Origin of the sequence: Pseudothauera rhizosphaerae (assembly GCF_004801305.1) — a bacterium.
In the GTDB taxonomy this organism is placed as follows: Bacteria; Pseudomonadota; Gammaproteobacteria; order Burkholderiales; family Rhodocyclaceae; genus Pseudothauera; species Pseudothauera rhizosphaerae.
In genome coordinates, this window is the sequence record NZ_SSOD01000008.1 from 151,328 (window position 1) to 177,884 (window position 26,557).

At 69.0% G+C, this 26,557-nt stretch carries 26 protein-coding genes; 16 read left to right on the forward strand and 10 right to left on the reverse strand.

What is annotated here, in order from left to right; translation table 11 throughout:
• Positions 1–27 precede the first annotated feature (27 nt).
• The 9 genes from E6O51_RS22385 to E6O51_RS12090 all read right to left on the reverse strand — a co-directional run bounded on the left by E6O51_RS22385 (position 28) and on the right by E6O51_RS12090 (position 8,912).
• Positions 28–615, reverse strand: a complete 588-nt coding sequence (locus E6O51_RS22385) for a zinc-ribbon domain-containing protein (RefSeq protein WP_136385229.1) — start codon at positions 613–615, stop codon at positions 28–30.
• Positions 612–1,439, reverse strand: a complete 828-nt coding sequence (locus E6O51_RS12055) for a DODA-type extradiol aromatic ring-opening family dioxygenase (RefSeq protein WP_136385230.1) — start codon at positions 1,437–1,439, stop codon at positions 612–614. The genes E6O51_RS22385 and E6O51_RS12055 overlap by 4 nt, the downstream gene beginning before the upstream one ends.
• Entirely contained in the window at positions 1,436–2,767 is a 1,332-nt protein-coding gene (guaD, locus tag E6O51_RS12060) for a guanine deaminase (RefSeq protein WP_136385231.1), read from the reverse strand. Before guaD ends, E6O51_RS12055 begins: the two co-directional genes overlap by 4 nt.
• Positions 2,768–2,794: 27 nt before the next feature.
• Entirely contained in the window at positions 2,795–3,883 is a 1,089-nt protein-coding gene (locus E6O51_RS12065) for a BMP family ABC transporter substrate-binding protein (RefSeq protein WP_136385232.1), read from the reverse strand.
• 29 nt (positions 3,884–3,912) lie between these two features.
• Positions 3,913–4,845 carry an ABC transporter permease gene (locus E6O51_RS12070; protein WP_136385233.1) on the reverse strand — a complete coding sequence of 311 codons (933 nt, stop codon included), beginning with the start codon at positions 4,843–4,845 and terminating at the stop codon, positions 3,913–3,915.
• A gap of 7 nt (positions 4,846–4,852) precedes the next feature.
• Positions 4,853–5,917, reverse strand: coding sequence for an ABC transporter permease (locus tag E6O51_RS12075; protein WP_136385234.1), 1,065 nt, complete (start codon positions 5,915–5,917; stop codon positions 4,853–4,855).
• Positions 5,904–7,460 (reverse strand): ABC transporter ATP-binding protein, encoded by a 1,557-nt coding sequence (locus E6O51_RS12080; protein WP_136385235.1) that lies wholly within the window; start codon positions 7,458–7,460, stop codon positions 5,904–5,906. Before E6O51_RS12080 ends, E6O51_RS12075 begins: the two co-directional genes overlap by 14 nt.
• 119 nt (positions 7,461–7,579) lie before the next feature.
• Positions 7,580–8,224, reverse strand: coding sequence for an HNH endonuclease (locus E6O51_RS12085; RefSeq protein WP_230976774.1), 645 nt, complete (start codon positions 8,222–8,224; stop codon positions 7,580–7,582).
• 133 nt (positions 8,225–8,357) lie between these two features.
• Positions 8,358–8,912 carry an NUDIX hydrolase gene (locus E6O51_RS12090; RefSeq protein ID WP_136385236.1) on the reverse strand — a complete coding sequence of 185 codons (555 nt, stop codon included), beginning with the start codon at positions 8,910–8,912 and terminating at the stop codon, positions 8,358–8,360.
• A 181-nt stretch (positions 8,913–9,093) separates the two neighbouring features.
• Here E6O51_RS12090 and E6O51_RS12095 point away from each other — a divergent pair, with 181 nt between their 5' ends.
• From E6O51_RS12095 to E6O51_RS12170, 16 genes are all read left to right on the forward strand, one after another.
• Positions 9,094–11,067 (forward strand): diguanylate cyclase, encoded by a 1,974-nt coding sequence (locus E6O51_RS12095; RefSeq protein WP_136385237.1) that lies wholly within the window; start codon positions 9,094–9,096, stop codon positions 11,065–11,067.
• Positions 11,068–11,072: 5 nt separating this feature from the next.
• Positions 11,073–12,797, forward strand: coding sequence for a putative bifunctional diguanylate cyclase/phosphodiesterase (locus E6O51_RS12100; RefSeq protein WP_136385238.1), 1,725 nt, complete (start codon positions 11,073–11,075; stop codon positions 12,795–12,797).
• A gap of 260 nt (positions 12,798–13,057) precedes the next feature.
• Positions 13,058–13,390, forward strand: coding sequence for a flagellar transcriptional regulator FlhD (gene flhD / locus E6O51_RS12105; RefSeq protein ID WP_136385239.1), 333 nt, complete (start codon positions 13,058–13,060; stop codon positions 13,388–13,390).
• Positions 13,387–13,932: a flagellar transcriptional regulator FlhC gene (flhC, locus tag E6O51_RS12110; RefSeq protein WP_136385240.1), complete on the forward strand. Its 546-nt coding sequence runs from the start codon at positions 13,387–13,389 to the stop codon at positions 13,930–13,932. The genes flhD and flhC overlap by 4 nt, the downstream gene beginning before the upstream one ends.
• Before the next feature lie 168 nt (positions 13,933–14,100).
• Positions 14,101–14,955 (forward strand): flagellar motor stator protein MotA, encoded by an 855-nt coding sequence (motA, locus tag E6O51_RS12115; protein ID WP_136385241.1) that lies wholly within the window; start codon positions 14,101–14,103, stop codon positions 14,953–14,955.
• A gap of 65 nt (positions 14,956–15,020) precedes the next feature.
• Positions 15,021–15,977, forward strand: coding sequence for a flagellar motor protein MotB (gene motB / locus E6O51_RS12120; protein ID WP_136385242.1), 957 nt, complete (start codon positions 15,021–15,023; stop codon positions 15,975–15,977).
• A gap of 116 nt (positions 15,978–16,093) precedes the next feature.
• Entirely contained in the window at positions 16,094–16,459 is a 366-nt protein-coding gene (locus E6O51_RS12125; protein WP_136385243.1) for a response regulator, read from the forward strand.
• Between the two features lie 18 nt (positions 16,460–16,477).
• Positions 16,478–17,899 (forward strand): chemotaxis protein CheW, encoded by a 1,422-nt coding sequence (locus E6O51_RS22500; RefSeq protein WP_136385244.1) that lies wholly within the window; start codon positions 16,478–16,480, stop codon positions 17,897–17,899.
• A 149-nt stretch (positions 17,900–18,048) separates the two neighbouring features.
• Complete coding sequence (locus E6O51_RS12135) at positions 18,049–18,891, forward strand: CheR family methyltransferase (RefSeq protein ID WP_136385245.1); 843 nt, start codon at positions 18,049–18,051, stop codon at positions 18,889–18,891.
• 30 nt (positions 18,892–18,921) lie between these two features.
• Positions 18,922–19,518: a CheB methylesterase domain-containing protein gene (locus E6O51_RS12140; protein WP_230976775.1), complete on the forward strand. Its 597-nt coding sequence runs from the start codon at positions 18,922–18,924 to the stop codon at positions 19,516–19,518.
• A gap of 233 nt (positions 19,519–19,751) precedes the next feature.
• Positions 19,752–20,717 (forward strand): chemotaxis protein, encoded by a 966-nt coding sequence (locus E6O51_RS12145; protein ID WP_136385246.1) that lies wholly within the window; start codon positions 19,752–19,754, stop codon positions 20,715–20,717.
• 16 nt (positions 20,718–20,733) lie between these two features.
• Positions 20,734–21,681 (forward strand): chemotaxis protein, encoded by a 948-nt coding sequence (locus E6O51_RS12150; RefSeq protein WP_136385247.1) that lies wholly within the window; start codon positions 20,734–20,736, stop codon positions 21,679–21,681.
• A 37-nt stretch (positions 21,682–21,718) separates the two neighbouring features.
• Entirely contained in the window at positions 21,719–22,120 is a 402-nt protein-coding gene (gene cheY, locus E6O51_RS12155; RefSeq protein ID WP_136385248.1) for a chemotaxis response regulator CheY, read from the forward strand.
• A gap of 42 nt (positions 22,121–22,162) precedes the next feature.
• Complete coding sequence (gene cheZ / locus E6O51_RS12160; RefSeq protein ID WP_136385249.1) at positions 22,163–23,032, forward strand: protein phosphatase CheZ; 870 nt, start codon at positions 22,163–22,165, stop codon at positions 23,030–23,032.
• Positions 23,033–23,119: 87 nt separating this feature from the next.
• On the forward strand, positions 23,120–24,997 hold the full coding sequence (locus E6O51_RS12165; RefSeq protein ID WP_136385250.1) for a chemotaxis protein CheA: 1,878 nt from the start codon (positions 23,120–23,122) through the stop codon (positions 24,995–24,997).
• A 111-nt stretch (positions 24,998–25,108) separates the two neighbouring features.
• The gene (locus tag E6O51_RS12170; protein ID WP_136385251.1) at positions 25,109–25,429 is read left to right on the forward strand and encodes a DUF3135 domain-containing protein; all 321 of its coding nucleotides are present in this window, start codon (positions 25,109–25,111) and stop codon (positions 25,427–25,429) included.
• Positions 25,430–25,451: 22 nt separating this feature from the next.
• Here E6O51_RS12170 and tal read toward each other — a convergent pair whose 3' ends face one another.
• A complete protein-coding gene (gene tal, locus E6O51_RS12175; protein ID WP_136385252.1) occupies positions 25,452–26,528 on the reverse strand; it encodes a transaldolase in 1,077 nt (358 codons plus the stop codon).
• Between the last annotated feature and the right edge of the window lie 29 nt (positions 26,529–26,557).

Sequence of the window (26,557 nt, forward strand, 5' to 3'; positions counted from 1 at the left end):
GGGATTGGCGGAGGGTTCGGGGGGAAGTCACTGGGCGTCCTGGCCGCTGGTGGCACATTCGGACACGGTGTTCCAGCGTTCCTTGCAGTAGGTCCAGCGCACCTTCTCGCGGCAGGGGATGCGGGCCAGGAAGTTGAGCTGTTCGCACCGGTCCAGTTCGTGGCGCAAGTCCGTCAGCCACTCGCTCTCGCCGGCGGGCGCAGGTGGCGGCGCCTGTGTGGGCCGAGGGGCTGGATCGGCCGGTTCATGGGGCGCGCGGGCCGGCGCAGGCGGGGCTTTCCCTGCCGGTTCGGCGACACGCGGGGCCGATTCGGAGGCCGTCGGTGCGTCTGCTTGCGCAGGCGGCGCAGCGGCCGGAGCGGGTGGCGTGTCGGCCGCCGCCCCGGTGGCTGTCGGAGCGGGCGATTCAGGTGCGGGTACCGTGCGGTAGACGTAGTAGCCGACGCCGGCGGAGAGCAGCGCGATGGCGGCCACGATGGCGGGCAGTGGTTTGCGCCGGCGGACCGTGGGGGAAGCGGATGGCGGCAGGTGGGCCTTCGCCTCCAGGGCGGTGCCGCAGGCGGTGCAGAACGAGGCGGTGGCGCGGTTCTCGTGACCGCACTGGCTGCACTTCATCGGGAGGCTCCGTTGCAGGCTTGGCTCGCCGTGTCTGCATGTGGAACGTCGCCGAAGGCGTAGGACTCCATCGACAGGGCACCGTACAGGATCTCGCCCCGCAGCACGGTGGCCGGCAGCGGCGGCTGTGCGGCGCCGAAAGCCACCGGCAGGGGCAGGAAGTGCTCGGTGGTCGGGTGCGCCCGGCGGGCATGGGGGGCTTCGTCCAGTGCGGCGGCGAGCCGCCCGCGGTCGCCCGCGACAACGGCGTCGCGAATCCAGCCTTCGAATTCCCGCGCATAGGCGAGGACTTCCGTCTGCCCCATGCGGAACTCGTAGAGATTGTGGGTGAGGCTGCCGGAACCGACGATCAGCACCCCTTCCTCCGCCAGCGGGGCCAGCGCCGCACCGTAGGCCAGCGCGCTCTCCGGCGTCAGCGAGGCGGGCAGGGAAACCTGGAACACCGGCACGTCGGCCTGGGGATAGAGATGCCTCAGCGGCACCCAGGCGCCGTGGTCCAGCCCGCGCTGCGGATCAGCCTGGGCGGGCCAGCCGGCGGCGTTCAGCAGGTCGATGGCGCGCTGCGCGAATTCGGGATGGCCGGGTGCCGGGTATTGCAGTTCGTACAGCGGGGCGGGGAAGCCGCCGAAGTCGTGGATGGTCTCCGGGCGGGCGGTGGTGGCCACGCGCGGGCGCACGGTCATCCAGTGGGGCGACACCACCAGTATCGCCCGCGGGCGCGGCAGCCGGGCCGCGAAGGCGGCGAGCTGCGCGCCGGCGAGTCCGGGTTCGAGCGCGTAGGTGGGGGCGCCGTGGGAGACGAACAGGGTGGGCAGGCGGTTCATGGGTGGGGTTCTCCTCGGGTGGCGCCACGGGCTGCTGCACGCTCGCCCATGATCCAGGTTTCGGTGATGCAGCGGTCGTCGCCCAGCATCATCAGCACGAACAGGCGTTCGGCCAGGGTTTCGGCTTGGGCCACGCGGCGCGCCAGCAGCGGGGTGGCGGCCGGGTCGATGACGATGAAGTCGGCCTCGCGCCCGGCTGCGAAGCTGCCGATGCGGTCGTCCAGCCAGAGGCTGCGGGCGCCGCCCAGGGTGGCGAGGTAGAAGGCACGCTCGGCCGGGAGGTTCTGGCCGTTCATCTGCAGCACCTTGTAGGCTTCGTTGAGGGTGGCGAGCATGGAGAAGCTGGTGCCGCCGCCCACGTCCGTGCCCAGGCCGACGCGCACGCCCAGGGCGTCGGCGCGGGCCAGGTCGAAGAGTCCGGAGCCGAGGAAGAGGTTGGAGGTGGGGCAGAAGCTCATGGCGCTGCCGGTGGCCGCCATGCGCGCCCGGTCGGCGTCGTCCAGCCAGATGCAGTGGGCGTAGACGCTGCGGGGACCGAGCTGGCCGTAGCGCTCGTAGACGTCCAGGTAGCTGCGGGCGTGGGGGTAGAGGCGGGCCACCCAGTCCACCTCGCCCCGGTTCTCGGCCACGTGGGACTGCAGGTACACGCCCGGATGTTCGGCGAACAGGCGTCCGGCGGCCTGCATCTGCTCGGGCGTGGAGGTGGGGGCGAAGCGCGGGGTGACGGCGTAGAGCAGGCGGTCGCGGCCGTGCCAGCGTTCGATCAGCGCCCGCGACTCCCGGTAGCCGGATTCCGCCGTGTCGCGCAGGAAGTCCGGGCAGTGGCGGTCCATCAGCACCTTGCCGGCGATCAGGCGCATGCGGCGCGCCTGCGCGGCTTCGAACAGGGCATCCACCGAGGCCGGATGCACGGTGGCGAAGACCATGGCCGTGGTGGTGCCGTTCCTCAACAGTTCGTCGCAGAAGAAGCCGGCGACCTCCGCCGCGTGGACCGGATCGGCGAAGCGGCCTTCGGCCGGGAAGGTGTATTTCTCCAGCCACGCCAGCAGTTGCTCGCCGTGGCTGGCGATGACGTCGGTCTGAGCGTAGTGGATGTGGGTGTCCACGAAGCCCGGCATGATCAGCCTGCCGCTGCGGTCCTCCACCGGCGTACCGGCCGGCAGGCGGGGGAGGAGGTCGGCGGCGGGGCCGCATTCGGCCACCCGGCCGTCCCGCAGGATCAGCAGGCCGTCGGGGAAGTGTTCGGTGGCGGCCGGGCCGCGCTCGGCCGGGTCCGCCAGGAAGTGGACGATCTCCCCGCGCACCGCGCGGAGGGCGGGATCAGCCATGCTCGTGCCCCTGCCCACCGGCCGGGCTCAGCGGGCGTTCGGCAGCCGGGACGCCACGCCCTGCACGAAGAAGTCCATCTTGCCGAGGGCCACGTCATCCATGACCGCACCGGCGGACAGGCGTTCCTTGCCGGCCTGGTCCACGATAGGGCCAGTGAAGGGGTGGAAACCGCCCGTGCGCAGCTTGTCCTGCAGCGCCGCCACCTCATCCCGCACCGGGGCGGGGATGGCCGGATTCAGCGGCGCCAGGCGCACCATGTCGTCCTTGAAGCCGCCCCACACGCCGGCCGGCTTCCAGGTGCCGGCCAGCACCTCGTTCACCGTCTTCGTGTAGAAGTCGCCCCAGTGGTGGGTAGTGGCGGTCAGGTGGGCTTTGGGGCCGTACTTCGACATGTCCGAGTGGTAGCCGAAGGCATGCACGCCGCGCTCCTCGGCGGCCTGCACCACGGCGGTGGAATCGGTGTGCTGGGTGACGATGTCGGCGCCCTGGCTGATCAGCGTCATGGCCGCTTCCCGCTCCTTGCCCGGGTCGTACCAGGCATTCACCCAGATCACCCGCACCTCCACGTCGGGGTTCACGCTCTTTGCCCCCAGCGTGAAGGCGTTGATCCCCTGCAGCACCTCGGGGATCGGGAAGGCGGCCACGTAGCCCAGTACCTTCGATTTGCTCATGCGCCCGGCGATGACGCCGGTGAGGTAACGCCCTTCGTAGAAACGGGCGTTGTAGTGGCCGAAGTTCTTCCCCGACTTGTAGCCAGTGGCGTGCAGGAAGGTGACCTGGGGGAACTGGCGCGCCACGCGCTCCACGTAGTTCATGTAGCCGAAGCTGGTGGCGAACACGATCCTGTGGCCGCTGGCGGCGAATTCGCGGATGACCCGTTCCGCATCCGCACCCTCGGCCACGTTTTCCACGTACTTGGTCTGCACCTTGCTGCCCAGCGCGGCTTCCAGTTCCTTGCGCGCCAGGTCGTGCTGGAAGGTCCAGCCGGCGTCGCCGATGGGGCTCACGTAGACGAAGCCGATGCGGGTGGCCTCCTGGGCGAGCAGGCTGCCGGGCAGGGCAGCGGCGAGCGCGGCGGCGCTGGCGGACAACAGGAACTGGCGGCGGTCGGTCATGGGAGGTCTCCGGAAGTGGATGGATGGAATCAGGCGTCCGGCCGGTAAGGCTTGCCCAGGGACGCGGGCGAGTTCAGGCGGATGGTATTCGGATTGCGCGAGATGATCACCAGCACGACGATGGTGGCCCAATAGGGCAGCGAGGACAGGAACTGGGCCGGGAAGTCGAGTTGCAGCCCGGAGCCCTGGATGAAGAGCTGGGTGATCATGACCCCGCCGAACAGGTAGGCGCCCACCAGCACGCGCAGGGGCCGCCAGGTGGCGAACACCACCAGCGCCAGCGCGATCCAGCCGCGCCCGGCGACCAGACCCTCGGCCCACATGGGCGTGTAGAACACGGACAGGAAGGCGCCGCCGATGCCGGCCATGGCGCCGCCGAAGAGCACCGCCAGGTAGCGGATGCGGATCACGGGGTGGCCGATGGCGTGGGCGGCGGCCGGCGCCTCGCCCACCGCCCGCAGCACCAGCCCGGCGCGGCTCCTGGCCAGGAACCACAGCACCGCCCAGAACAGCGCCCAGGAGAAATACACCAGCGCCTGCTGGTTGTAGAGCGCCTCGCCGATCAGCGGGATGTCGGCGATGAAGGGGATGCGGATGGGCGGCACCGCCGGCAGCGCCACCGACTCGAAGGGCTTGCCCACGAAGGCCGACAGCCCCACGCCGAAGATCGCCACCGCCAGCCCCGCGGCCACCTGGTTGGCCTGCAGCGTCAAGGCGAGGAAGGCGAACACCAGCGCCACCGCCAGCCCTGCGCCCATGCCGGCGAGCACGCCCAGCCAGGGGCTGCCGCTGGCGTGGGTGGCGGCGAAGGCGGCCACCGCGCCCATGGCCATCATGCCTTCCGCGCCCAGGTTCAGCACCCCGGCGCGTTCGCTCACCAGCAGGCCCAGGGCGACGATGACCAGCGGGGTGCCGGCCACCACGGTGGCGAACAGCATGGAGGTGAACAGCGCGCCGTCCATGCCGTACCTATGCCGCCGCCCGGCCGACGCGCAGCCGGTGGTGGATGAACACGTCCGAGCCCAGCAGGAAGAACAGCAGCAAACCCTGGAAGACCAGGGAGATGGAACCGGGCAGGTTCATGTACTGCTGGGCCTGTTCTCCGCCGATGAAGAGCAGGGCCATGAGCAGGCTGGCGAGCAGGATGCCGAAGGCGTGCAGGCGCCCCACGAAGGCCACGATGATGGCGGCGAAGCCGTAGCCCAGGCCGACCTTGTCGGTGAGCTGGCCCATGGGGCCGGCCACTTCCATCATGCCGGCCACGCCCGCCGCCGCGCCGCCGGCGAGCAGGCCGATCCACACCGTGCGGCGGGTGGAGAAGCCGGCGTAGCGCGCGGCGTCCGCCGCCTCGCCGGCCACCCGCATCCGGAAGCCCGGGTAGCTGCGGTTCATGAACACGTAGCCCGCGGCCAGCACTGCGAGCCCGAACGGGAAGCCCAGGTGCAGGCGGGTGCCCTCGAGGACGACGGGCAGCAGCGCGGCGTCGTGGAACATGGCGGTCTGCGGGAAACCGAAACCCATGGGGTCCCGCCAGGGGCCGAACACCAGCCAGGACACGAACAACTGGGCCACATACACCAGCATCAGCGACACGAGGATCTCGTTGGCGTTGAAGCGGGTCCGCAGCAGGGCCGGGATCGCCGCCCACAGGGCGCCGGCCGCGGCGCCGGCGGCCAGCATGGCGGGCAGGATCAGCGCGCTGTCGGACTCGGCGAAGTACAGCGCCACGCCGCTGGCGCCCACGGTGCCGAGCATGAACTGGCCTTCCGCGCCGATGTTCCACACGTTGGCGCGAAAGCCCACCGCCAGGCCGATGGCGCACAGCATCAGCGGCGTGGCCTTGAGCAGCAGCTCGGAGACGCCGTAGAGGTCCTTCACCGGATGGACGAGGAAGTAGCGCAGGCCCTCCAGCGGGTCCTTGTCGAGCAGCCAGAAGATCGCCAGCCCGGCCAGCAGCGTGAGCGCGGCGGCCAGCAGCGGCGAGCACCAGCGCATCAGGTACGAGGGTTCCGCGCGCGCCTCAAGCCGCAGCACGGCCCGTCTCCGTTGCCGAACCGTCGGCGCCCGGCCACAGGCCGCTCATCCACAGGCCGATGTTCTCCACGCCGGTCTCGGCCGCCGGCCGCGCGGGCGAGAGCCGGCCCTGGGCCATGACCGCGATGCGGTCGCAGATTTCGAACAGCTCGTCCAGTTCCTCGGACACCACCAGCACCGCGCAGCCCCGGTTGCGCAGGTCGATGATGGCCTGGCGGATGAAGGCCGCCGCGCCCACGTCCACGCCCCAGGTGGGCTGGGCGCAGACGAAAACCCTGGGCGCCTGCAGCATCTCGCGGCCGACGATGAACTTCTGCAGGTTGCCGCCGGAGAGGGACTCGGCCTCCACCTGCGGCCCGCCGCACCTGACGTCGAAGCGGGCAATGCACTCGGCGGCGAACCGCCGCGCCCGGCCGAAGGCGACGAAGCCGGCGTGCACCAGCCTGGCGTTGCGCGCCGCGGTCAGCACGGCATTGTCGGTGAGCGACATGGACGGCACGGTGCCGCGCCCCAGGCGCTCTTCCGGCACGAAGCACAGCCCGAGCCGGCGCCGGCGGCCGGCGCTCAGGCGGCCGGCCTCCACGCCGCAGATCTGCACCGGGAATTTCTCCGCGATGATGTCCTCGCCCGAGATCGCCCGCAGCAGTTCCTGCTGGCCGTTGCCCGAGACGCCGGCGATGCCGACGATCTCGCCCGCATGCACGTCCAGGTGGATGTCCTTCAGGTCGGTGCCGAAGGGGTCGTCGCTGGCGTGGGAGAGTCCCGCCAGGCGCAGGCGCACTTCGCCGCCGGCCGCGGCCGGGCCGTGCTCGCACACCGGCAGGTCGCGGCCTGTCATCAGCCGCGCCATGGACTGGGGGGTTTCCTCCGCCGGCCGGCAGTGGCCGCTGACCCGCCCGCCGCGCAGCACGGTGGCGGTGTGGCAGAGCGCCTGGATCTCGTCCAGCTTGTGGCTGATGTAGAGGATGGAACAGCCTTCCGCCGCGAGCTGGCGCAGGGTATCGAAGAGCTTCTCCACCGCCTGCGGGGTCAGCACGGACGTGGGCTCGTCCATGATCAGCAGCTTCGGGTTCTGCAGCAGGCAGCGGACGATCTCCACCCGCTGGCGCTCGCCCACGGACAGGGCATGGACGTGGCGGCGCGGGTCCACCGGCAGGCCGTAATGCTGCGAAACTTCCTCGATGCGGCGCGCCAGTTCGCTCAGCGGCGGCTTGCCGGGCAGGGCCAGCGCCACGTTCTCGGCCACGGTGAGGGTCTCGAACAGGGAGAAATGCTGGAACACCATGCCGATGCCCAGCGCGCGCGCCTGGGCGGGGTTCGCCACCTCAACGCGCTCGCCTTCCCACCACATCTCGCCGGCGCTCGGGCGGGCGGCGCCGTAGATGATCTTCATCAGCGTGGACTTGCCGGCGCCGTTCTCGCCCAGCACGGCGTGGATTTCGCCCGCCTCCACGGCGAGGGCGATGCCGTCGTTGGCGACCACGGTGGGATAGACCTTGCGGATGCCGGCCAGCCGGAGGCGGGGCGGGGCGGGGGGATTCATCGTGTCCGGCAACTCCCGGTTCTGCCTGTTGTTCTTGCGCGGGCCACGGGTGCCGGCCGCTCAGGCGCGGATATTACCCCGATGGCGAGGGCAGCGCAGGGGGAAGCGGGGAGGTGCTTTCAGGCCGGCAGGTACAGGCGGCTCTGGCGCGGGACGTGGCGGGCGAGGAAATCCATCTGGTCGGCGAGGATGTTGCGGTTGCAGAGGATCAGGTACTCGGCCTTGTTGGGTACGTAGGGCGCATAGAGCAGCGGCATGCGGGCCTGTTCCGGGGTGCGCCCGCTCTTCTTCTGGTTGCACGGCCGGCAGGCGGTGACGACGTTCATCCACACGTCGCGCCCGCCCTGGGAGATGGGGTGCACGTGGTCGCGGGTGAGGGTGGCGATGCTGAAGTGGTCGCCGCAGTACGCGCAGATCTGGCGGTCGCGGTGGAAGAGTTCGCGGTTGTTCAGGTGGGGCACCTGCTGCAGCGTGCCGGGTTTCAGCGCCCGGCCCTTGATGGCGATGATGCTGTTGGCGGTGATTTCCGAGCGCTGCCCGGTGGCGCGGCACAGGCCGCCGCGGATGCGGAACTGGCGGTCGCCGATGGCCCAGGCCACCAGGTCACGGGCGTAGTAGTGGCAGGCCGCCTGCCAGCTCACCCAGCGGTGGGGCAGGCCATGTACGTCCAGCGTGAGGATCCACGGCAGCCGTTCCGCCACGAGCAGGTCTGCGGCATCGAGCTGCATGAGGGCTGGATCGCTGGCGATACTGTCGACGTACACGAAAGTCTCCCGCACACGCTGCCCGGCCACGCCGGTCGCGTGGCCCGGGACTGCGCAATCAGAACAGATTCCCGGGCGCGGATGCAAGCGCACCGGGACTACTGTATTTCGAGCGCCGCGCCGGGCTGCGGGTTCAACGCGGGGAGCTGTGCCCGGATGGCGGCGGAATGGTCCCGACGTGGAATTGCCAGCGTCCGCGTCGGCGGTCTTCGTAGTAGTGCTTCAGCGTCTGCTCTACGGAACGGAAGGCGATGTCGCCCCAGGGGATGTCCGCTTCGTCGAACAGCGCCACTTCGAGCGATTCCTCGCCGGGGCCGAAATCGACGTCGAGCAGGCGGGCGCGGTAGATGATGTGCACCTGACTGATGTGGGGGATGTCGAACAGCGTGTACAGCTCGCCGATCTCGATGCGTGCGCAGGCTTCTTCCAGTGTTTCGCGTGCCGCGGCCTGGGCGGTGGTCTCGCAGTTCTCCATGAAGCCTGCCGGCAGCGTCCAGTAGCCGTGGCGCGGCTCGATGGCGCGACGGCACAGCAGGATGCGGCCTTCCCATTCGGGCAGCGCGCCCACCACCATCTTGGGATTCAGATAGTGGATGCTGCCGCAGGCCGGGCACACGTGGCGCGGCAGGGTGTCGCCCGGGGGAACGCGCAGATCGACCGCCGTACCGCAGTTGGAGCAGAACTTCATGGAAACCGGATCGGGGTGGAAACGCCCCGATTCTAGCGCGCAGCGAGTATCGGCGGACGGTTCATGCAGATGCCGCCTCCCTCCAGGGAATGCTTCCCAGGGAGTGGGCGCGCAGGGTAAAGTCGTGGCGCAATTTGCGCCGAACGTCGTATTGCGGCGCAACACCGGAATCCCCCACTCGATGCCCCACGCTTTCGATTCGAGCCGTTACGAGAAACTCAAGGCCTCCGGCGACCTGCCTTCGCCGCGCGGCGTCGCCCTGGCCATCATCCGCCTGACCCAGCGCGACGAGGTCTCGATGGCGGAACTGGCACATGTCATCAAGGGCGATCCCGCCTTCGTCGGGCGGCTGATCAAGGCGGCCAACGGCATCGTGGCCCTGACCCGCCGGCCGGTGGTGTCGGTGCAGGAGGCACTGATGGTGCTCGGCCTGCCGGCCGTGCGCAACATGGCGCTGGGGTTTTCGCTGCTGTCCAATTACCGGCGCGGGGCCTGCAAGGGCTTTCAGTACGATGCCTTCTGGTCGCGCTCGCTGGCGGCCGCGCTGGCCGTGCAGGTGCTGGCGCAGCGCAACCGGGCCGGTGCGCCGGACGAACTGTTCAGTCTGGGCCTGCTCTCCGATGTGGGCGAACTGGCGCTGGCCACCATCTATCCCGCCGAATACGCCCAGGTGCTCGCGGAGGCGCGGCGCTACCGGGAACTGCGCCTGACCGACCTGGAGCATCGCGCGTTCGCCATGACGCATACCGACCTGGCGGTGGCGATGCTCGCCGACTGGGGCTTGCCCAAGGTGCTGATCGAGCCGGTCAGGCTGTTCGAAACGCCAGAGCGCTCGCCCAGCACGCCGGGAACGCGCGATTTCGCCCTGCTGTACACGCTGGTGGCCGGGCGCCTGATCGCCGACCTGTGCTGCGCCCAGGAAGCCGACCGGCCGGCACTGCTGGCGCGCCTGGTCGAGACCGCCGCCGCCATCGACATCGGCACCGAAGAACTCGCCTCGGCCGGCGGGCACATCGTGATGCTGTGGCGCGACTGGGTTGTCTCGCTCGAACTGCCCGCCGGCACGCCCCCCGACTTTGCGCAACTGCTCGTGAAGGGCGGGGCGGGGCGTGCAGCGGGCGCCCAGCCCGACGCCGCGGAAAGCGGGGCGTCCGCCGCCGACCCGGCCGCGGTGCCCGACGAGGCGCCGGACAGCACGGTGCGTGTGCTGATCGTCGAGGACGATCCGGCGGTGCGGGCGCAACTGCGCAGCGTGCTGCAGGAATCGACCTTCACCGTGTATGAGGCGGCGGACGGCCGCAGCGGCATGGAAATGGCGCTGGAAATCCAGCCCCACCTGCTGCTGAGCGACTGCGCGATGCCGCAGATGAGCGGCATGGATCTGATCCGCGCGCTGCGCGCCACGCGCATCGGCCGCAACGTCTACATCCTGCTGCTCACCGACATGGACGAGAGCGGGCGCCTGATCGAGGCCTTCGAGGCCGGGGTGGACGACTTCGTCGGCAAGCCGCTCGAGCCGCGCCTGCTGGCGGCGCGCCTGCGCGCCGGCTTGCGCGTGGTGCGCCTGCAGCAGGAACTCGAACGCGAGCGCGAGGAGATCCGCCGTTTCGCCGCGGAACTCGCGGTCAGCAACCGGCGCCTGCAGGAGGTCGCGCTGACCGACGCCCTCACCGGTTTCCCCAACCGGCGCTACGCCATCGACCGCATCCAGCAGGAATGGCTGGCGTCGAGCCGCAGCGGGCGGCCGCTGTCGTGCATGATCATCGACATCGACGCCTTCAAGCAGATCAACGACACCCACGGCCACGACGCGGGCGACGCCGTGCTGCGCGCCGCCGCCGACGCCCTGCGCGGGGCGCTGCGCGGGCAGGACGTGATCTGCCGCACCGGCGGCGACGAATTCCTGGTGATCTGCCCCGAAACCGACCTGAGCGCGGCGCTGGCCTGCGGCGAGCGCCTGCGCAGCGCGGTGGACAGCCTGGGCATGGACGCCGGCGGCCGGTGCCCGAAGGTGAGCATCAGCGTCGGCGTGGCGGTGCGCGACGGCGGCATGGGGGATGTGGACGCGCTGATGAAACGTGCCGACGAGGGCGTCTACCTGGCCAAGCAGCGCGGGCGCAACCGCACCGAGGCCATCCAGCAGGTGGGGCGCTGAGCATCATGGGACGAATGCGCGCCGAGGCGGCCTTGCACGGTGAAGCGCCGATACGCGTCCTGATCGTCGACGATTCCGAGGACGATGCCTACCTGCTGCGCACCGAACTGGCGCGGCGCGGCCTCGTGGTCGATTGCCGCCGTGTCGATAGCGCGCTGGACATGGCCGCCGCGCTCGCCGGGCAGGACTGGGACCTCATCCTCTCCGACCACGACATGCCGGGTTTCGACGCGCTCGCCGCGCTCGACGTGCTCAAGCGCAGCGGCCAGGACATCCCCTTCATCATCCATTCGGGGCAGATCGCCGACCGCGACGCCGTCTCGGCCATGTACGACGGGGTGGACGACTACATCTGCAAGGGCGACTACGAACGCCTGGTGCCGGTGATCGAGCGCGAGATGCGCGGCCTGCGCGCGCGCCGCGCGGTGCGCCACGCGGACACGCGCATCCAGCAACTGGCCTACTTCGACGGCCTGTCGGCGCTGCCCAACCACCACCTGTTCTGCAACAAGGTCGGCGACGCCATCCGCGAGCACCGCGAACGGGGCAGGGTGCCGGCCGGCGCCGTGCTGGTGGTGGACCTGGACCGCTTCCTGCGCATCAATGCGAGCTTCGGCTACGAGGCCGGCAACGACCTGCTGCGCCAGGTGGGCCAGCGGCTGCGCGCCGGGCTGGGGCCGGAGGTCGTGCTCGCCCGCCTCGGCGGCGACGAGTTCGGCGTGTTCCTGCCCGGCGTCAACGACCGCGGCAGTGTGGAGATGCTGGCGCGCTGGATCGTGAAGAGCTTCGACGAACCGCTGCTCAAGGATCGCGTGGAACTCTTCCTCACCGCCAGCGTGGGCATCGCCATGATCCCCTCCGACGGCGAGGCGGTGCTCGACCTGTTGATGAACGCGGAGACGGCGCTCGGCCAGGTCAAGCGCGCCGGTGGCAACGACCTGCGCTTCTACGAACGCACGATGAACGCCGCCTCGGCCGAACGCCTGGCCATGGAAGCGGACCTGCGCCACGCGGTGGAGCGGGGCGAACTGCTGATCGAATACCAGCCGGTGATCAGCGCGCGCCACCTGCGCCCGGTCGGCGCCGAGGCCCTGGTGCGCTGGCTGCACCCCCGCCTCGGGCGGCTGCCGCCGGACCGCTTCATCCCGCTCGCCGACGAAACCGGCCTGATCGCCGAACTGGGCGCCTGGGTGCTGTGCGAGGCCGCCCGCCAGGCCCGCGCCTGGCTGGATGCGGGCCACGAGCGGGTACGCGTGTCGGTGAACGTGTCGGCGGTGCAGTTCTCCCAGCCGCGCCTGCTCGAGGTGGTGGCCGACGCGCTGCGGCGCAGCGCACTGCCGCCGGCATGCCTGGTGCTCGAAATCACCGAGACTTCGCTGATGGCCGACGTGGAATCGGCGGCCGGCATGCTGCGTGCGCTCAAGAACATGGGCGTGCAGGTGGCGGTGGACGACTTCGGCACCGGCTACTCCTCCCTGTCCTACCTGAAACGCCTGCCGATAGACATCATCAAGATCGACAAGTCCTTCGTCCGCGAACTGTGCGAGAACGACGACGACGCCGCCATCGTGCGCGCGATCATCGCGCTGGCCGGCAGCCTGCGGCTGGCGACCATCGCCGAGGGCGTCGAATCCGCCGGCCAGGCCGAGGTGCTGCGTCTGGCCGGCTGCGACTTCCTGCAGGGCTTCCACTTCAGCCGTCCCACACCGGCTGCCCAGCTCGTTTTGTAAGCATTTGTGCAACATTTCTCGCTGCCGGCAGCAAAAATTTGTGCCGGTGCACCACACTGCCGCCCCGAATTTGGCTAAAGTCTGGGCTCGCGCTGCCGTTGTCACGATGAACGGGCAGTGTGCGTGTAGGAAGTTTTCTTACAAATGCTTTCTTGGATTCGTTACTGTAAATTTCTACGGGCCCCGATGGGCAGTTTACGGGTGTTTCTTCAGAATCAACTTTAACTTCGACTAGCTTGCCCTTGAAAGGAAGCTAATAAATGGAACGCCCTGATTTTCAGGAAGAAATACGCGAACTGAACCTCGCCTACCTGATGCTGGCCCAGCAGATGCTGCGCAGCGATCGCGAGACGGCCATGTACCGCCTCGGCATGGGCAGCGAGATGGCGGACCTGATCGAAGGGCTGAGTGCCGCGAAGCTGGTGCGCATGGCCAGCAGCCAGGCGCTGCTGCCGCGCTTCCGCTTCGACGACGGCCTGCTGGCCGGACTGATGGCCGGCAACGGGCGCGATGCGGCAACCTCGGGTCTGCATGCGGCGATCATCGCCGCCTCCAGGTCGGTGGAAGAGCCGTGTGAGGAAACCGAACAATGAAGAACAAGAGCATCATCCGGGAAGCCGAGGACATCCAGCGCGCCGTGGAAATGGTGCGCCTGGGCGCGCGCATGCAGATGCTGGAGGCGGAAACCCGGCTCAGCCGCGAACGCCTGCTGAAGATCTACAAGGAAGTGCGCGGCGTCTCGCCCCCGAAGGGCATGCTGCCGTTCTCCACCGACTGGTTCATGACCTGGCAGCCGAACGTCCATTCGTCGCTGTTCATGGGCTTCTACCGCTTCTTCAGCGAGCGCGCCGGCCTCGAGGGCCTGGATTCCATCCTCAAGGCCTACCACCTCTATCTGGACCACATCGAGTCCGACGCCATGGAGCCGGTCCTGAGCCTGACGCGGGCGTGGACGCTGGTGCGCTTCTACGACGCGGACCTGATCCAGATGGCGCCTTGCACCTGCTGCGGCGGGCATTACGTGGCGCATGCCTACGACCCGACGCAGAACTTCGTCTGCGGCCTGTGCAACATGCCGTCCCGTGCGGGCAAGACCAAGCGTGCGGCCAAGCGGGCGAAGGCCGAACTCGTTTGATCGCGGCGGCTTGGCGCCGCGCCGCAAACCCGCCACTGGGGCCGCCTGCCGAGCAGACGGCCCCAGTGGTATTTTTGGCGCCCGCATTCAAGTTTCGCTTTGCGGCGACGTTAGAAACACAGTATTTTCACGGGCTGCCGCCGTGGGGCGGGACAACAGGGGTGCCTGGTGCTACTCATCGTCGGTTATCTGATCGTTCTGGCTGCCGCGATTGGTACCTATGCCGTGCACGGCAGCCTCATGGCCCTGTGGGTACCGCTCGAATATCTGGCGATCTTCGGCCTGATGGTCGGCAGCTTCATCGCCGGCAACGGCGGGCGCACCATGAAGGCCGTGCTCAAGACGCTGCCGTCCGCCCTCAAGGGTTCGCCCTACGGCAAGGCCCTGTACATGGACCTGCTGGCGCTGATGTACGAGATCCTCGCCAAGGTGCGCAAGGAAGGACTGATGTCCATCGAGAACGACGTGGACGATCCGGATTCCAGCCCCCTGTTCACCAAGTACCCCGGCGTGATGGCCGATCGGCACGCGGTCGAGTTCCTCACCGACTACCTGCGCATGATGGTGGGCGGCAACCTGAACGCCTTCGAGATCGAGAACCTGATGGACCTGGAGATCGAGACCCATCACCAGGAGGCGCACGCTCCGGCGCACATCGTCGCCAAGACGGGCGACGCGCTGCCGGCCTTCGGTATCGTCGTGGCGGTGATGGGCGTGGTGAACGTCATGGGCTCGGTGGGCGAGCCGCCGGCCGTGCTGGGCAAGATGATCGGCGGCGCGCTGGTCGGTACCTTCCTCGGCATCCTGCTGTCCTACGGCTTCGTGCAGCCCATCGCAGGCCAGCTCGAACAGAAGGTGGAAGAGGGCGGCAAGATCTACCAGTGCATCAAGGTGGTGCTGCTCGCCAGCATGAACGGCTATGCGCCGCAGGTGGCGGTGGAGTTCGGCCGCAAGGTGCTGTTCTCCTCCGACCGCCCGACCTTCTCCGAACTGGAGGAGGATCTGAAGGCGCGCAGGAAGTGAAGCGGCCCGTGGGCCCGAGGCGGGTGCCGCCGGCCGATCCGCTTGCCTTCGTGGGGGGCTGAGGCATGCGCGACGATTCCCAGCAGCCCATCGTCGTCAAACGCATCCGCAAGGGCGGCGGTGGTGCCCACGGCGGCGTGTGGAAGCTGGCCTACGCGGACTTCGTGACCGCGATGATGGCCTTCTTCCTGATGATGTGGCTGCTCGGCTCCACCGCCCAGGGCGATCTCGAAGGCATCGCGGAGCATTTCCGCACGCCGATCAAGTTTTCCATGCAGGGCGGCGCCGAGGACGGAGGGAGCTCCCGCGTACTGCAGGGTGGCGGCGACGATCTGAGCCGCTCGGTGGGGCAGGTCAGGCGCGGCGACGTGCTGGAGCGCCCGCCGGCCCCGGTCGAGGACGTGCTGGCGCGGGAGCGGCGCACCGAAAGCGCCCGCCTGCTCGACCTGAAAGGGCGCATCGAGGCCATCATCGAGGCCGACCCCGCCCTGCGGCCATTCAAGAACCAGATCCTGATGGACATCACGCTGGAAGGCCTGCGCATCCAGCTCGTCGATGAGCAGAACCGGCCCATGTTCCTTTCCGGCAGCGCCATCCTGCAGCCCTACACCCGCGACCTGCTGCGCGCCATCGGCCGGGCGCTGAACGACGTACCGAACCGGGTGAGCCTGTCCGGGCATACGGATGCTGCGCCCTACGCCGGCGGCGAGCGCGGCTTCTCCAACTGGGAGCTGTCGAGCAACCGGGCCAACACCTCGCGCCGCGAGCTGCTCGCCGGCGGGCTGGACAACGGCAAGGTGCTGCGGGTGGTCGGCCTGGCCGACACCATCCATCTGAACCGCGACGATCCACTCGATCCGGCCAATCGCCGCATCAGCATCATCGTCATGAAAAAGCAGGCCGAAGAAGCCATCCGCAGCGAAGGCGGCGGCGCGCCCGGTGCCGGTGCGGATGGGCCGGGCGACGGCCCCGTGGCACCACCGGCCGCGATACCGGGCAGCCCGTCCACGCTCATCCGCTGAGGGCCGCACGCCGCGGAGGGGGTGCGGCGCTAAAGTCCGGCGGCCTGCGGGACGATAATCCGGTGAGGAAGCGTCGGCCTACCGGCCGGGCGACTCACGCAACCCGGAAGTCCACCATGCCCAAGCACATCCTCGCGGTCGACGACTCGGCAGCCATCCGGCAGGTGGTGAGCCACACCCTGCACGGTGCGGGCTACCGCGTGACCGAGGCGGTGGATGGCGTGGACGCGCTCGAGAAGGCCGCCGCCGCGCCTTTCGACATGGTGCTGACCGACTTCAACATGCCGCGCCTGGACGGCCTGGCGCTGATCGGCCGCCTGCGCGAGCTGCCGCATTACCGCGCGCTGCCGATGCTGGTGATGAGCACCGAATCGTCCCAGGCGGTCAAGGCGCGCGGCCGTGCCGCCGGCGCCAGCGGCTGGCTGGTGAAACCCTTCGAGCCGCGGCGTCTGCTCGAAGTGATAGCGCTCGTGCTGGGCTGACGCGATGCGGAGCGGGCGATGAGCGGCGACATGGACCAGTTCTACCAGGTCTTCTTCGAGGAGACCGATGAGCTCCTGGCGCACATGGAGGCGCTGCTGCCGCGCATCGACCCGCAGGCCCCCGCCGCCGAGGACGTGGCGGAACTCTTCCGCGCCGTGCACTCGATCAAGGGCGGTGCCGCGACCTTCGGCTTCGACGACATCACCGCGCTCGCCCGCGAACTGGAGAAGCTGCTCGACGGCGTGCGCGAGGGCTCGCGGCCCTTGTCCCGGGCGGTGATCGGCGCCTGCGGGGAAGCGGGCGGCGTGCTGCGCAATCTGCTCGACGCCCACCGCGGGCAGGGGCAGGCCGATGATGCCCGCGCGGCCGAGCTGTGCGGCCGGCTGGCGGAACTCGCGGCATCCCCTGATGCCGGTGATGGGGCGCCCGCGCCCGCCCCGGCGAACCCCGACTACGTTTACGAGGCCGAGGACGGCAGCTATACGCTGTTCGTGCCTCCCGTCCAGGTTCGGGGGCGGGTGGGCGACCGCAATGTGCCGGCTGCGCCGGAAATCGGCGACGGCCTGGTCGTCGCCGTCGGCGACGAGCGCTACGTCGTTCCGCTCGGCAGCGTTGCCGAGGCCTTGCTGGTGGCGCCGCAGGCCGTGTGCCGGATGGGCGGGCGTGCGCGCATGATCCGCGTGCGCGGCGACTACCTGACGGTGCTCGATCTCGCGCACCTGTTCGCTGTGCCCGCCCTGTCGGCCGACTGGAACGCGGGTGTGGCGGTGGTGGTGGAAGTGGCCGGCGCGCGCGCCGCGCTGGGCGTCGACGCCGTGGAGGATGTGCAGCCGCTGGCGATCGAGCGCATCGACGCCAGCCTGTGCCGTCCGCCCGCCGTGGCTGCGGCCACCGTGCTGGGCAGCGGCGAGGCCGTGCCCGTGCTCGACGTGGCGGCGTTGCTCGACGCCGTGCGCAGCGGGCAGGCGGGCGCCGACGAACGTGCCGCTGCACCGGCCGATGCCGGCGACGCGGAGACGGGTGGGAAGAGGGGCGAGGACGGTACGCCGCGAATCGAAGAGGTCGGCGTACTCTTCGACGCGCTGGCGGTGCAGGCGAACATCGTGGCGGTGAATGCGGCCGTGGAAGCGGCGCGCGCGGGTGGGCAGGGGCAGGGTTTCGCGCGGGTGGCGGCGGAGATACGCGCGCTGGCAAAGCGCAGCGCGCTGTCCGCGCGCGAGGTGAAGGAGTTGATCGCGATCCTGCTGGACGAGCAGGCGGGCGGACGGAGCGGGGCCGGCGGCGAGGCATCCGCCGCAGCACCGGCGCGCGGAGTTGCTAAACTGGCGGACCGTCCGGCTGCGTCCTCCGGGCGGTCGGCGCGCATCGCGCCGCTTGCCAGCACACGCAGTCTTGCTGCGGTGAAAAAGGCGCTGCAGGACGAATGGGAGGATTCCTGAGCGTGACCACCGGTGACCGACCCCGCCCACCGCTGCGTCCGTCCGTGCCGCCGGCTGCGCGCCCGGCGGCGCCGTCGCGTCCGGGGGCGGGGCAGGCGGCGGGCACAGCCGCCCGCCCGGGCTCGGTCGCCGGACTGCAGTGGCCGGCCATGCCGGCAACCGTCGCGCGCGACCGCGAGTTCGAATTCACCCAGGCGGACTTCGAGCGCGTGCGCAAGCTCATCCACCAGCACGCCGGCATCGCCCTGTCGCCGGCCAAGCAGGACATGGTCTACAGCCGCCTCGCGCGCCGCCTGCGTGCCTGCGGCGACAGGACCTTTGCCCAGTACCTGGAACGCCTGGAACGGGACCGCGGTGAATGGGAGACCTTCGTCAACTCCCTGACCACCAACCTCACGTCCTTTTTCCGCGAGTCGCACCACTTCGACATCCTCGCCGACTACCTGCGCAAGGTGGCGGAGAAACGGCCGATCAGGATCTGGTGCTGTGCCGCCTCCACCGGCGAGGAGCCGTATTCCCTGGCGATCACAGCCTGCGAGGCCTTCGACACGCTGAACCCGCCGGTGCAGATCCTCGCCAGCGACATCGACACCAACGTGCTCGCCCAGGGCCAGCACGGCGCCTTTCGCCAGGACCGCGTCGAGCGCCTCGCGCCCCAGCGCCTGCAACGCTTCTTCGTGCGCGGCACGGGCAGCCAGGACGGCCAGGTGCGCGTGCGCCCGGAACTGCAGCGCCTGATAGCTTTCCGCCGCATCAACCTGCTCGATCCCAACTGGGGCGTGCAGGGGCCGCTGGACGCGATCTTCTGCCGCAACGTGATGATCTACTTCGACAAACCCACCCAGTACGGCATCCTCAAGCGCTTCGTGCCGCTGCTGCGTCCCGAAGGGCTGCTGTTCGCCGGCCATTCCGAGAGCTTCATGCATGCGGCCGACCTGTTCGGCTCCCTCGGCCGCACCGTTTACAAGCGCAAGGACAGCGAGCGTGGCTGAGCGGCGGACGGGCCCGCGGGCGGACGGGCGGTGAGCGGCAAGCTGGTCTTCATCGGGGCGTCCACCGGCGGCACCGAAGCGATCAAGGCCGTGCTGCTCGGCCTGCCGGCCGGCATGCCGCCGATCTTCATCGTCCAGCACATGCCGGAGATGTTCACCGTCACCTTCGCCCGCCGCCTGGACGACATCTGCGCGCTGCACGTGAAGGAGGCCGAGGACGGCGAGCGCGTGCAGGACGGCACCGTGTATCTCGCACCGGGGCATTCCCATCTGTCCGTGCAGCGCATTGCGGGGGGCGGATGGCAATGCCGGCTGGCGCGCTCCGAGCCGGTCAACCGGCATCGGCCTGCGGTGGACGTGCTGTTCCACTCCGCGGCGGAGCAGGTGGGCGCGGCAGCGGTCGGCGTGCTGCTGACCGGCATGGGCAAGGACGGCGCGCGCGGCCTGCTGGAGATGCGCAAGGCCGGCGCGTGGACGATGGTGCAGGACGAGGAGAGTTGCGTGGTATACGGCATGCCGCGCGAGGCGGTGAACCTGGGCGGCGCCTGCGAGGTGGTGGCCCTCGGCGACATCGCGGGCCGGCTGCAGCAGCGGCTGGCCGGGGCGCGCGGGGCGCCCGCTACCTGAACGTCCCGGCGCGGGAGCCGGGCATCGGGGAACGGATGGGCAGGAATGGGGCGCTATTCCATGTCTATTCCGCACGCACCGCGCAGCGGCAGCCCATACAATTCATCACTGCGCCGGGCCGTGCGGGCGGCGGCGCGGTGGGCTAAAGAATCCCCGCAAGCTGTCGATAAGCTCAACAAGACGCGGCTGCCCGGCCGTATGGCGGCCGCGAACCCGCTCTAGCGGAGATGGAAATGTCCGAACTGTTCAAGAACATCGATGCCCGCTCCAGACTGGCGGGAACCAACAAGCTGGAGATCCTGCTGTTCACGCTGGGCGTCGACGCGCGGACCGGCCGGCGGGAGACCTTCGGCATCAATGTGTTCAAGGTGCGCGAGGTGATGCGCACGCCGGCGATCACGGCCGCGCCGGAGATGCCGCCCTCGGTGGAAGGCATGGTGAGCCTGCGCGGCGTGCTGGTGCCGGTGGTGGATCTCGCCAAATACGTGGGCGTCGGTTCGGACGCCCCGCGCGAAATCATGATCGTCACCGAGTACAACGGCCACACCCAGGGCTTCCTGGTGGAGGCGGTGGACACCATCCTACGCCTGGACTGGGCGCAGATGCGCGTGCCGCCCGACATGCTGGTCGCCAACATGGGCGGCCTGGTGACCGCGGTCACCGAACTGGCGGACAACAAGCTGGTGATGATGCTCGACGTGGAGAAGGTGCTGTCGGAAACCACCCGCTACGACGACGAGTTCCTGTTCCAGAGCATCGAGCCGCTGTCCGAGGAACAGGGCGATCACATGGTCTATTTCGCCGACGACTCGTCGGTGGCGCGCAAGCAGATCAGCCGCACCCTGGACGCCCTGGGCGTGCGCTACGTCGGCTCGATCAACGGCCGCGCGGCATGGGAGGAACTGAAGAAGGTGGCCGCCTACGCCGAATCCACCGGACGCAAGGTCAAGGATCTGGTCAGCCTGGTGCTCACCGACGTGGAAATGCCCGAGATGGACGGTTACATCCTGACCAAGTCCATCAAATCCGACCCGCGCTTCGAGGGCGTGCCGGTGATCATGCATTCGTCGCTGTCGGGCATGTCCAATCAGAATCTCGGCAAGTCGGTCGGCGTGGACGAGTACGTGCCCAAGTTCGAACCGCAGCGTCTCGCCACCTCCCTGCGCCGCCTGCTGCAGCTCAGGGGCGACGCCCAGTAACCGGCCGAGGTAAGCCATGAACCCCGATACCCCCGCAAACACCTTCCTGGACGCGGTCGACGGCCGGACCATGCTGGCCGGCTCAAACCGCATGGAAATCCTGCTGTTCTCGCTGGGTACCAAGGAGACCTTCGGCATCAACGTGTTCAAGGTGCGCGAGGTGTCCAAGACGCCCTTCATCACCCGTGCGCCCAACATGCCCAGCGGCGTCGAAGGCCTGATCTCGCTGCGCGGCAACGTCATTCCGGTGCTGTCCCTGGCCAAGGTGCTCGGCATCGCCGCACCGGGCGACGACCTCGGCGGCTCGATGATGGTCACCGAGTACAGCAAGCGCACGCTGGGTTTCCTGGTGCACGACGTGGATCGCATCATCCGCGTGGATTGGGACAAGGTGCGCGCCCCCGAGAACGTCTCCACCAGCGTGCACAGCTTCATCACCGCGATCACCGAGCTGCCCGGCGGCGGCCTGGTCTCCATCGTCGATGTGGAGACCATCCTCGCCAACACCTTCGGCGATGCCATCGTCGGCAGCATCGCGCCCATCACCGACGGGCACGAACTGAACGTCTTCTTCGTGGATGATTCCTCGGTCGCACGGCGCAAGATCGTCGAGGTGCTCGACAAGCTCGGCGTCAAACACAAGCACGCCCAGAACGGACTGGAGGCCTGGACCCGGCTGGAGGGCATGGCCAGCCACGCGCAGCAGACCGGCCGTCCCCTCTCCGAGGAGATCGACCTGATCATGGTCGACGCCGAAATGCCGGAGATGGACGGCTACGTGCTCACCCGCAACATCAAGAGCGATCCCCGCTTCGAAGGCATCCCCGTGGTGATGCATTCCTCGCTGTCTTCCGAGGCCAACCGGGCGATGGGAAAACGGGTCGGCGTGGACGCTTACGTGGCAAAATTCGACGCGGACGTGCTGGCCGATACCCTGCGCCCCTTGCTCAACCGCGGGCGCTGAGCGGTTCGGCCGCAACAGGAAAACCGGAGATCGAAAGATGGCTGACCCCAAGACCAAGTTTCTCGTAGTCGATGATTTCTCGACCATGCGCCGCATCGTGCGCAACCTGCTCAAGGAACTCGGCTACACCAACGTCGACGAGGCGGAGGACGGCGCCGTGGCGTTGCAGAAGCTCAACAGCGCGCAGTTCGATTTCGTCGTCACCGACTGGAACATGCCCAACATGGATGGCCTCACCCTGCTGCAGACCATCCGCCAGACCCCGCACCTGAAGCATCTGCCGGTGCTGATGATCACCGCCGAGGCGAAGAAGGAGAACATCATCGCCGCCGCCCAGGCCGGCGCCAGCGGCTACATCGTCAAGCCGTTCACCTCGGCGACGATGGCCGAGAAGCTGGAGAAGATCTTCGAGAAGATGGGCAAGGGCGCGGTGGCCTGAACCCGCCGGGCGCGCATGGAATACGGAATAGGGAGTTCGCAGATGGCGAAGAAACTGAAGTTCGACGAGTCGGGCGATTCGGACGATCTCCAGGCGCTGTTCGACAGCATCGCGTCGACACCGGCCAAGCCGACGATCACGGTCGTCGCGCCGGAGCCTGCCGCCACGGGCGACAACGACGAATTGCAGGCGCTGTTCGACGCCGTTGCCGGCCAGTTCGGCGCCGAAGCGAACGACGCGCCCGCCGCCGCACCGGCCGTCCGGGCGGCCGCAGCGCCGGCCGCCGGTGAGGCGAGGGGCGAGCAGAGCCAGGAGGCGGTGTTCAACCGCATTGGCCGGCTGACCCGCCAGGTGCACGATACGCTGCGCGAACTGGGCTACGACGCCGCGCTGCAGGAAGCGGCTTCGGCGATTCCCGATGCCCGCCAGCGCCTGAACTACATCGCCCAGCTCACCGAGCAGGCGGCCAGCCGCGTGCTCAACGCCACCGACATCGCCCGCCCGATCCAGGACAAGGTGGAGGCCGATGCGGCCGCGCTCAAGGCGCGCTGGGACAAGCTGTTCGCCAACCAGCTCACCGTGGACGAGTTCAAGGCCCTGAGTGCCGACACGCGCCAGTTCATGGGTACGGCGGCCGACAGCAGCCGCGCCACCAGTGCGCAGTTGATGGAAATCATGATGGCGCAGGATTTCCAGGATCTCACCGGCCAGGTCATCAAGAAGGTCGTCGACATGGCGCAGGAACTGGAATCCCAGTTGCTGCAGGTGCTGCTCGAGGTCACCCCGTCGGATCGGATTCCCGACAAGCACGCGGGCCTGATGAATGGACCGGTGATCTCGGCCGAAGGCCGCGACGACGTCGTCACCAGCCAGGAGCAGGTGGACGATCTGCTCGAAAGCCTCGGCTTCTGAGGCCGGTGGAACGAAACGGCGGCCGGGGGCGATCCGCGGCCGCAAGGTGCGGTGGAGACCGCGCCGTGAAAGAGGAGCATGAGGATCATGAGTGACTTCGCCGGCATGGAAGAACTGCTGCAGGACTTTCTCGTCGAGGCGGGCGATCTGCTGTCCGGCGTCGACAACAAGCTCGTGGACCTGGAGCGCGCGCCCGACGACCGCAGCCTCCTCAACGACATCTTCCGCGGCTTTCACACCATCAAGGGCGGCGCTGGCTTCCTCAACGCCACCGAACTGGTGACGCTCTGCCACCTCACCGAGAACCTGTTCGACAAGCTGCGCAACGGCGAACTGGAAATCACGCCCGAAGCGATGGACGTCATCCTCGCCGCCACCGCCGGGGTGCGCGACATGTTCGGTTTCCTCGAGCAGGGCGTGCAGCCGCAGCCGGCCGATCCGGCGCTGATCGGCAATCTCAGGCAGGCGCTCGCCGGCGAGCTCGGTGCGGGCGGTGCCGCGGCACCGTCGCCGGTGCCCGCTCCGGCGCCCGTCGTCGCGACGCCGGCCGGCAGCGAGCCGGACTGGAATCTCCTGTTCAACGCCGTGACCGGGCTGCCGGTGGCGGTGGAAGCCGCCGCTGCCGCTGCGCCGGCCAGGAGTTCGGAGGAAGTCATCGAGCACGCCATCGGCCGGCGCGCCACCGACAAGCCGGGCTCCACCGCTCCGGTCGGCCGGCGCGACACCGAGAAGGCCCGCGACAACACGATCCGCGTCGATACCGCGCGCCTGGACCAGGTGCTGAACCTCTCCGGCGAGATCGGCCTCACCAAGAACCGCCTCAACGCCCTGCGCAGCGACATCCTCAACGGTCTCAACGACACCGAGACCCTGCATGCCCTCGACGTGGCGGTGAGCCAGCTCGACCTGCTGGTCTCCGACCTGCAGAACGCGGTCATGAAGACCCGCATGCAGCCCATCGGCCGGCTGTTCCAGAAGTACCCGCGCATCGCCCGCGACCTGGCGCGCAACCTTGGCAAGGACGTGGAACTGGTGCTGGCCGGCGAGGAAACCGAGATCGACAAGACGATGATCGAGGACCTGTCCGACCCGATCATCCACCTCATCCGCAACGCGGTGGACCACGGCGTGGAATCCGCCGCCGAGCGCCGCGCCTCGGGCAAGCCGGAGAAGTCCATCGTCCGGCTGGAGGCGCGCCAGGAGGGCGACCACATCCTGATCATGGTGGCCGACGACGGCCACGGCATGAACGCCGAGAAGCTGCGCGCCAAGGCGGTGGAGAAGGGGCTGATCACCGACGAGGAAGCCAACACCATGGACGAGCGCCAGAGCTACAACCTGGTGTTCCTCCCCGGTTTCTCCACCGCGGCGCAGGTGTCCGACGTCTCCGGCCGCGGCGTGGGCATGGACGTGGTGCGCACCAACATCCAGAAGCTCAACGGCTCCATCGAGATCCGCTCCCAGCTCGGCAAGGGCACCACCTTCATCATCAGCCTGCCGCTCACGCTGGCCATCCTGCCGGTGCTGCTGGTGCGCCTGGGCGAGCAGCCCTTCGCCGTGCCCCTGTCCATGGTGCGCGAGATTCTGCCCATCGAGGCCCAACACATCCAGGAAGTGGGCGGACGGGCCACCATGGTCGTGCGCGGCGAGGTGCTGCCCATCCTGACGCTGGCGACCATGCTCGGCTGGCCCCAGGAGCGGCCCCCGGAGTATGGCGTGCTGATGCACACCGCGGAACTGTCCTTCATCCTCGCCATCGACAGCTTCGCCGGGCGCGAGGATGCGGTGATCAAGTCCCTGGACGACTTCCGCCCCAAGGGCGTGGCCGGCGTGACCACGCTGTCCAACGGCCAGATCGTGCTCATCCTGGACATGAAGGAACTGCTCGGCAACGCCGGCGAGTTCCGCGGCGTGTCGCGCTCCGTGCTGCTGCAGGGCGGTGCCGCGCTGCCCGCCACCGTCTGAGCCAACCCCGCCGTGCGTCACGGCGGGCAACAAATGTCCGCTTGTTCCGCTCCACCCCCTTACCTAGGATGAAATACGGGGTCGTCCCATTGCGCCCCGTGAGGGGGCAAGGTGGCGGAATTCGATTTCGATCATTGGCGCAGGCTCGCCGAACGCAATCCGGAAGCCTTCTTCCGCGCGCGCTCCAGCGCCATCGAGCGCTTCATCGATGCGCACGAGGCCGAGGACGCCCGGCGCCTGCGCGAGATGCAGGGCTACATCGACTGTGCGCGCCTCGCCGCGGGCACGCCGCTGAATGCGCTGCGCACCATCTCCCGGATGATGGAAGAGCACCTGACCGCGCTGCACGAGCAGGGCGCGGCGTTGCGTGAGGCCACGGCGCAACTGGACGCCGCCATGGCCCATCTGGACCGGCTGGAACGAATTCTCTGAGGGCTACCCGAGGCCGGCGCGTTCAGGCGGTGAGTTCCAGCAGTTTGGTGAAGGCGTCCTCGAACTGCTTCAGGCCTTCGGCCTGCAGCGTCTCGCCGGCCACCGTCATGTCGATGCCCAGTTCCGCCAGGGCGGCCAGGCAATCCGTGGCCGCATCGGTATCCCGTTCCAGCGTCGCAGCGACCTTGCCGTGGTCGATCAGGGCGGCCAGCGTGGCGTCCGGCAGTGTGTTGACCGTTTCCGCGCCGATCAGCGGTTCCACGTAGAGCAGGTCGCTGTAGGCGGGATTCTTGGTGCCGGTGCTGGCCCACAGCATGTGCTGCGGGCGCGCGCCGGCGGCGCGCAGCGCGGCGAAGGTACTACCATGGAAGCGTTCCCTGTAGCGCTGGTAGGCGGTCTTGGCGAGTGCCACGGCGCTTCTGCCGAGCCAGGCTCGCCCCGCTTCGCCCAGGGCCTCAAGCTGCTTGTCCACCAGCGTGTCCACCCGGCTCAGGAACAGGCTCGCCACCGACACCACCCGGCGCAGGTCGCCGCCCGCTACGCGCAGACGCTCCAGGCCGCGCAGGTAGGCCGCGGCCACGGCGTCCACGTGGGCCAGTGAGAACATCAGCGTGACGTTGACGCTGACCCCGGCGGCGACCAGGTCCTCGATGGCACCCAGTCCGGCCGGCGTGGCCGGCACCTTGATCAGCAGGTTGTCGCGGCCGACCGCCGCGCGCAGGCGCAGCCCGGCGGCCAGCGTGCCGGCGCGGTCGTGGGCCAGCGCGGGCGAGACTTCCAGGCTGACGTAGCCCATGTCGCCGCCGCTCGCCTCCCAGGTCGGGCGCAGCAGGTCGCAGGCGGCCTGCACGTCCGGGATCACCAGCGCCTCGTAGCGCGCTTCCGCACTCAGCGGCCGGGCCTTGAGCGCGGCGAGATCGGCTTCGTAATAGCGTCCGTCGGCGATGGCCTTGTGGAAGATCGCGGGATTGGTGGTGATGCCGCTGACGCCGTCCTCGTCGATGAAGCGGGTCAGGTGGCCGTCGCGGATCAGGGTGCGGGAGAGGTTGTCGAGCCAGATCTGCTGGCCGAGGGCGCGGACTTGAAGCAGGCGGTTCATCGAAGCTCTTGGGGTGCGGTGGTCGTGGG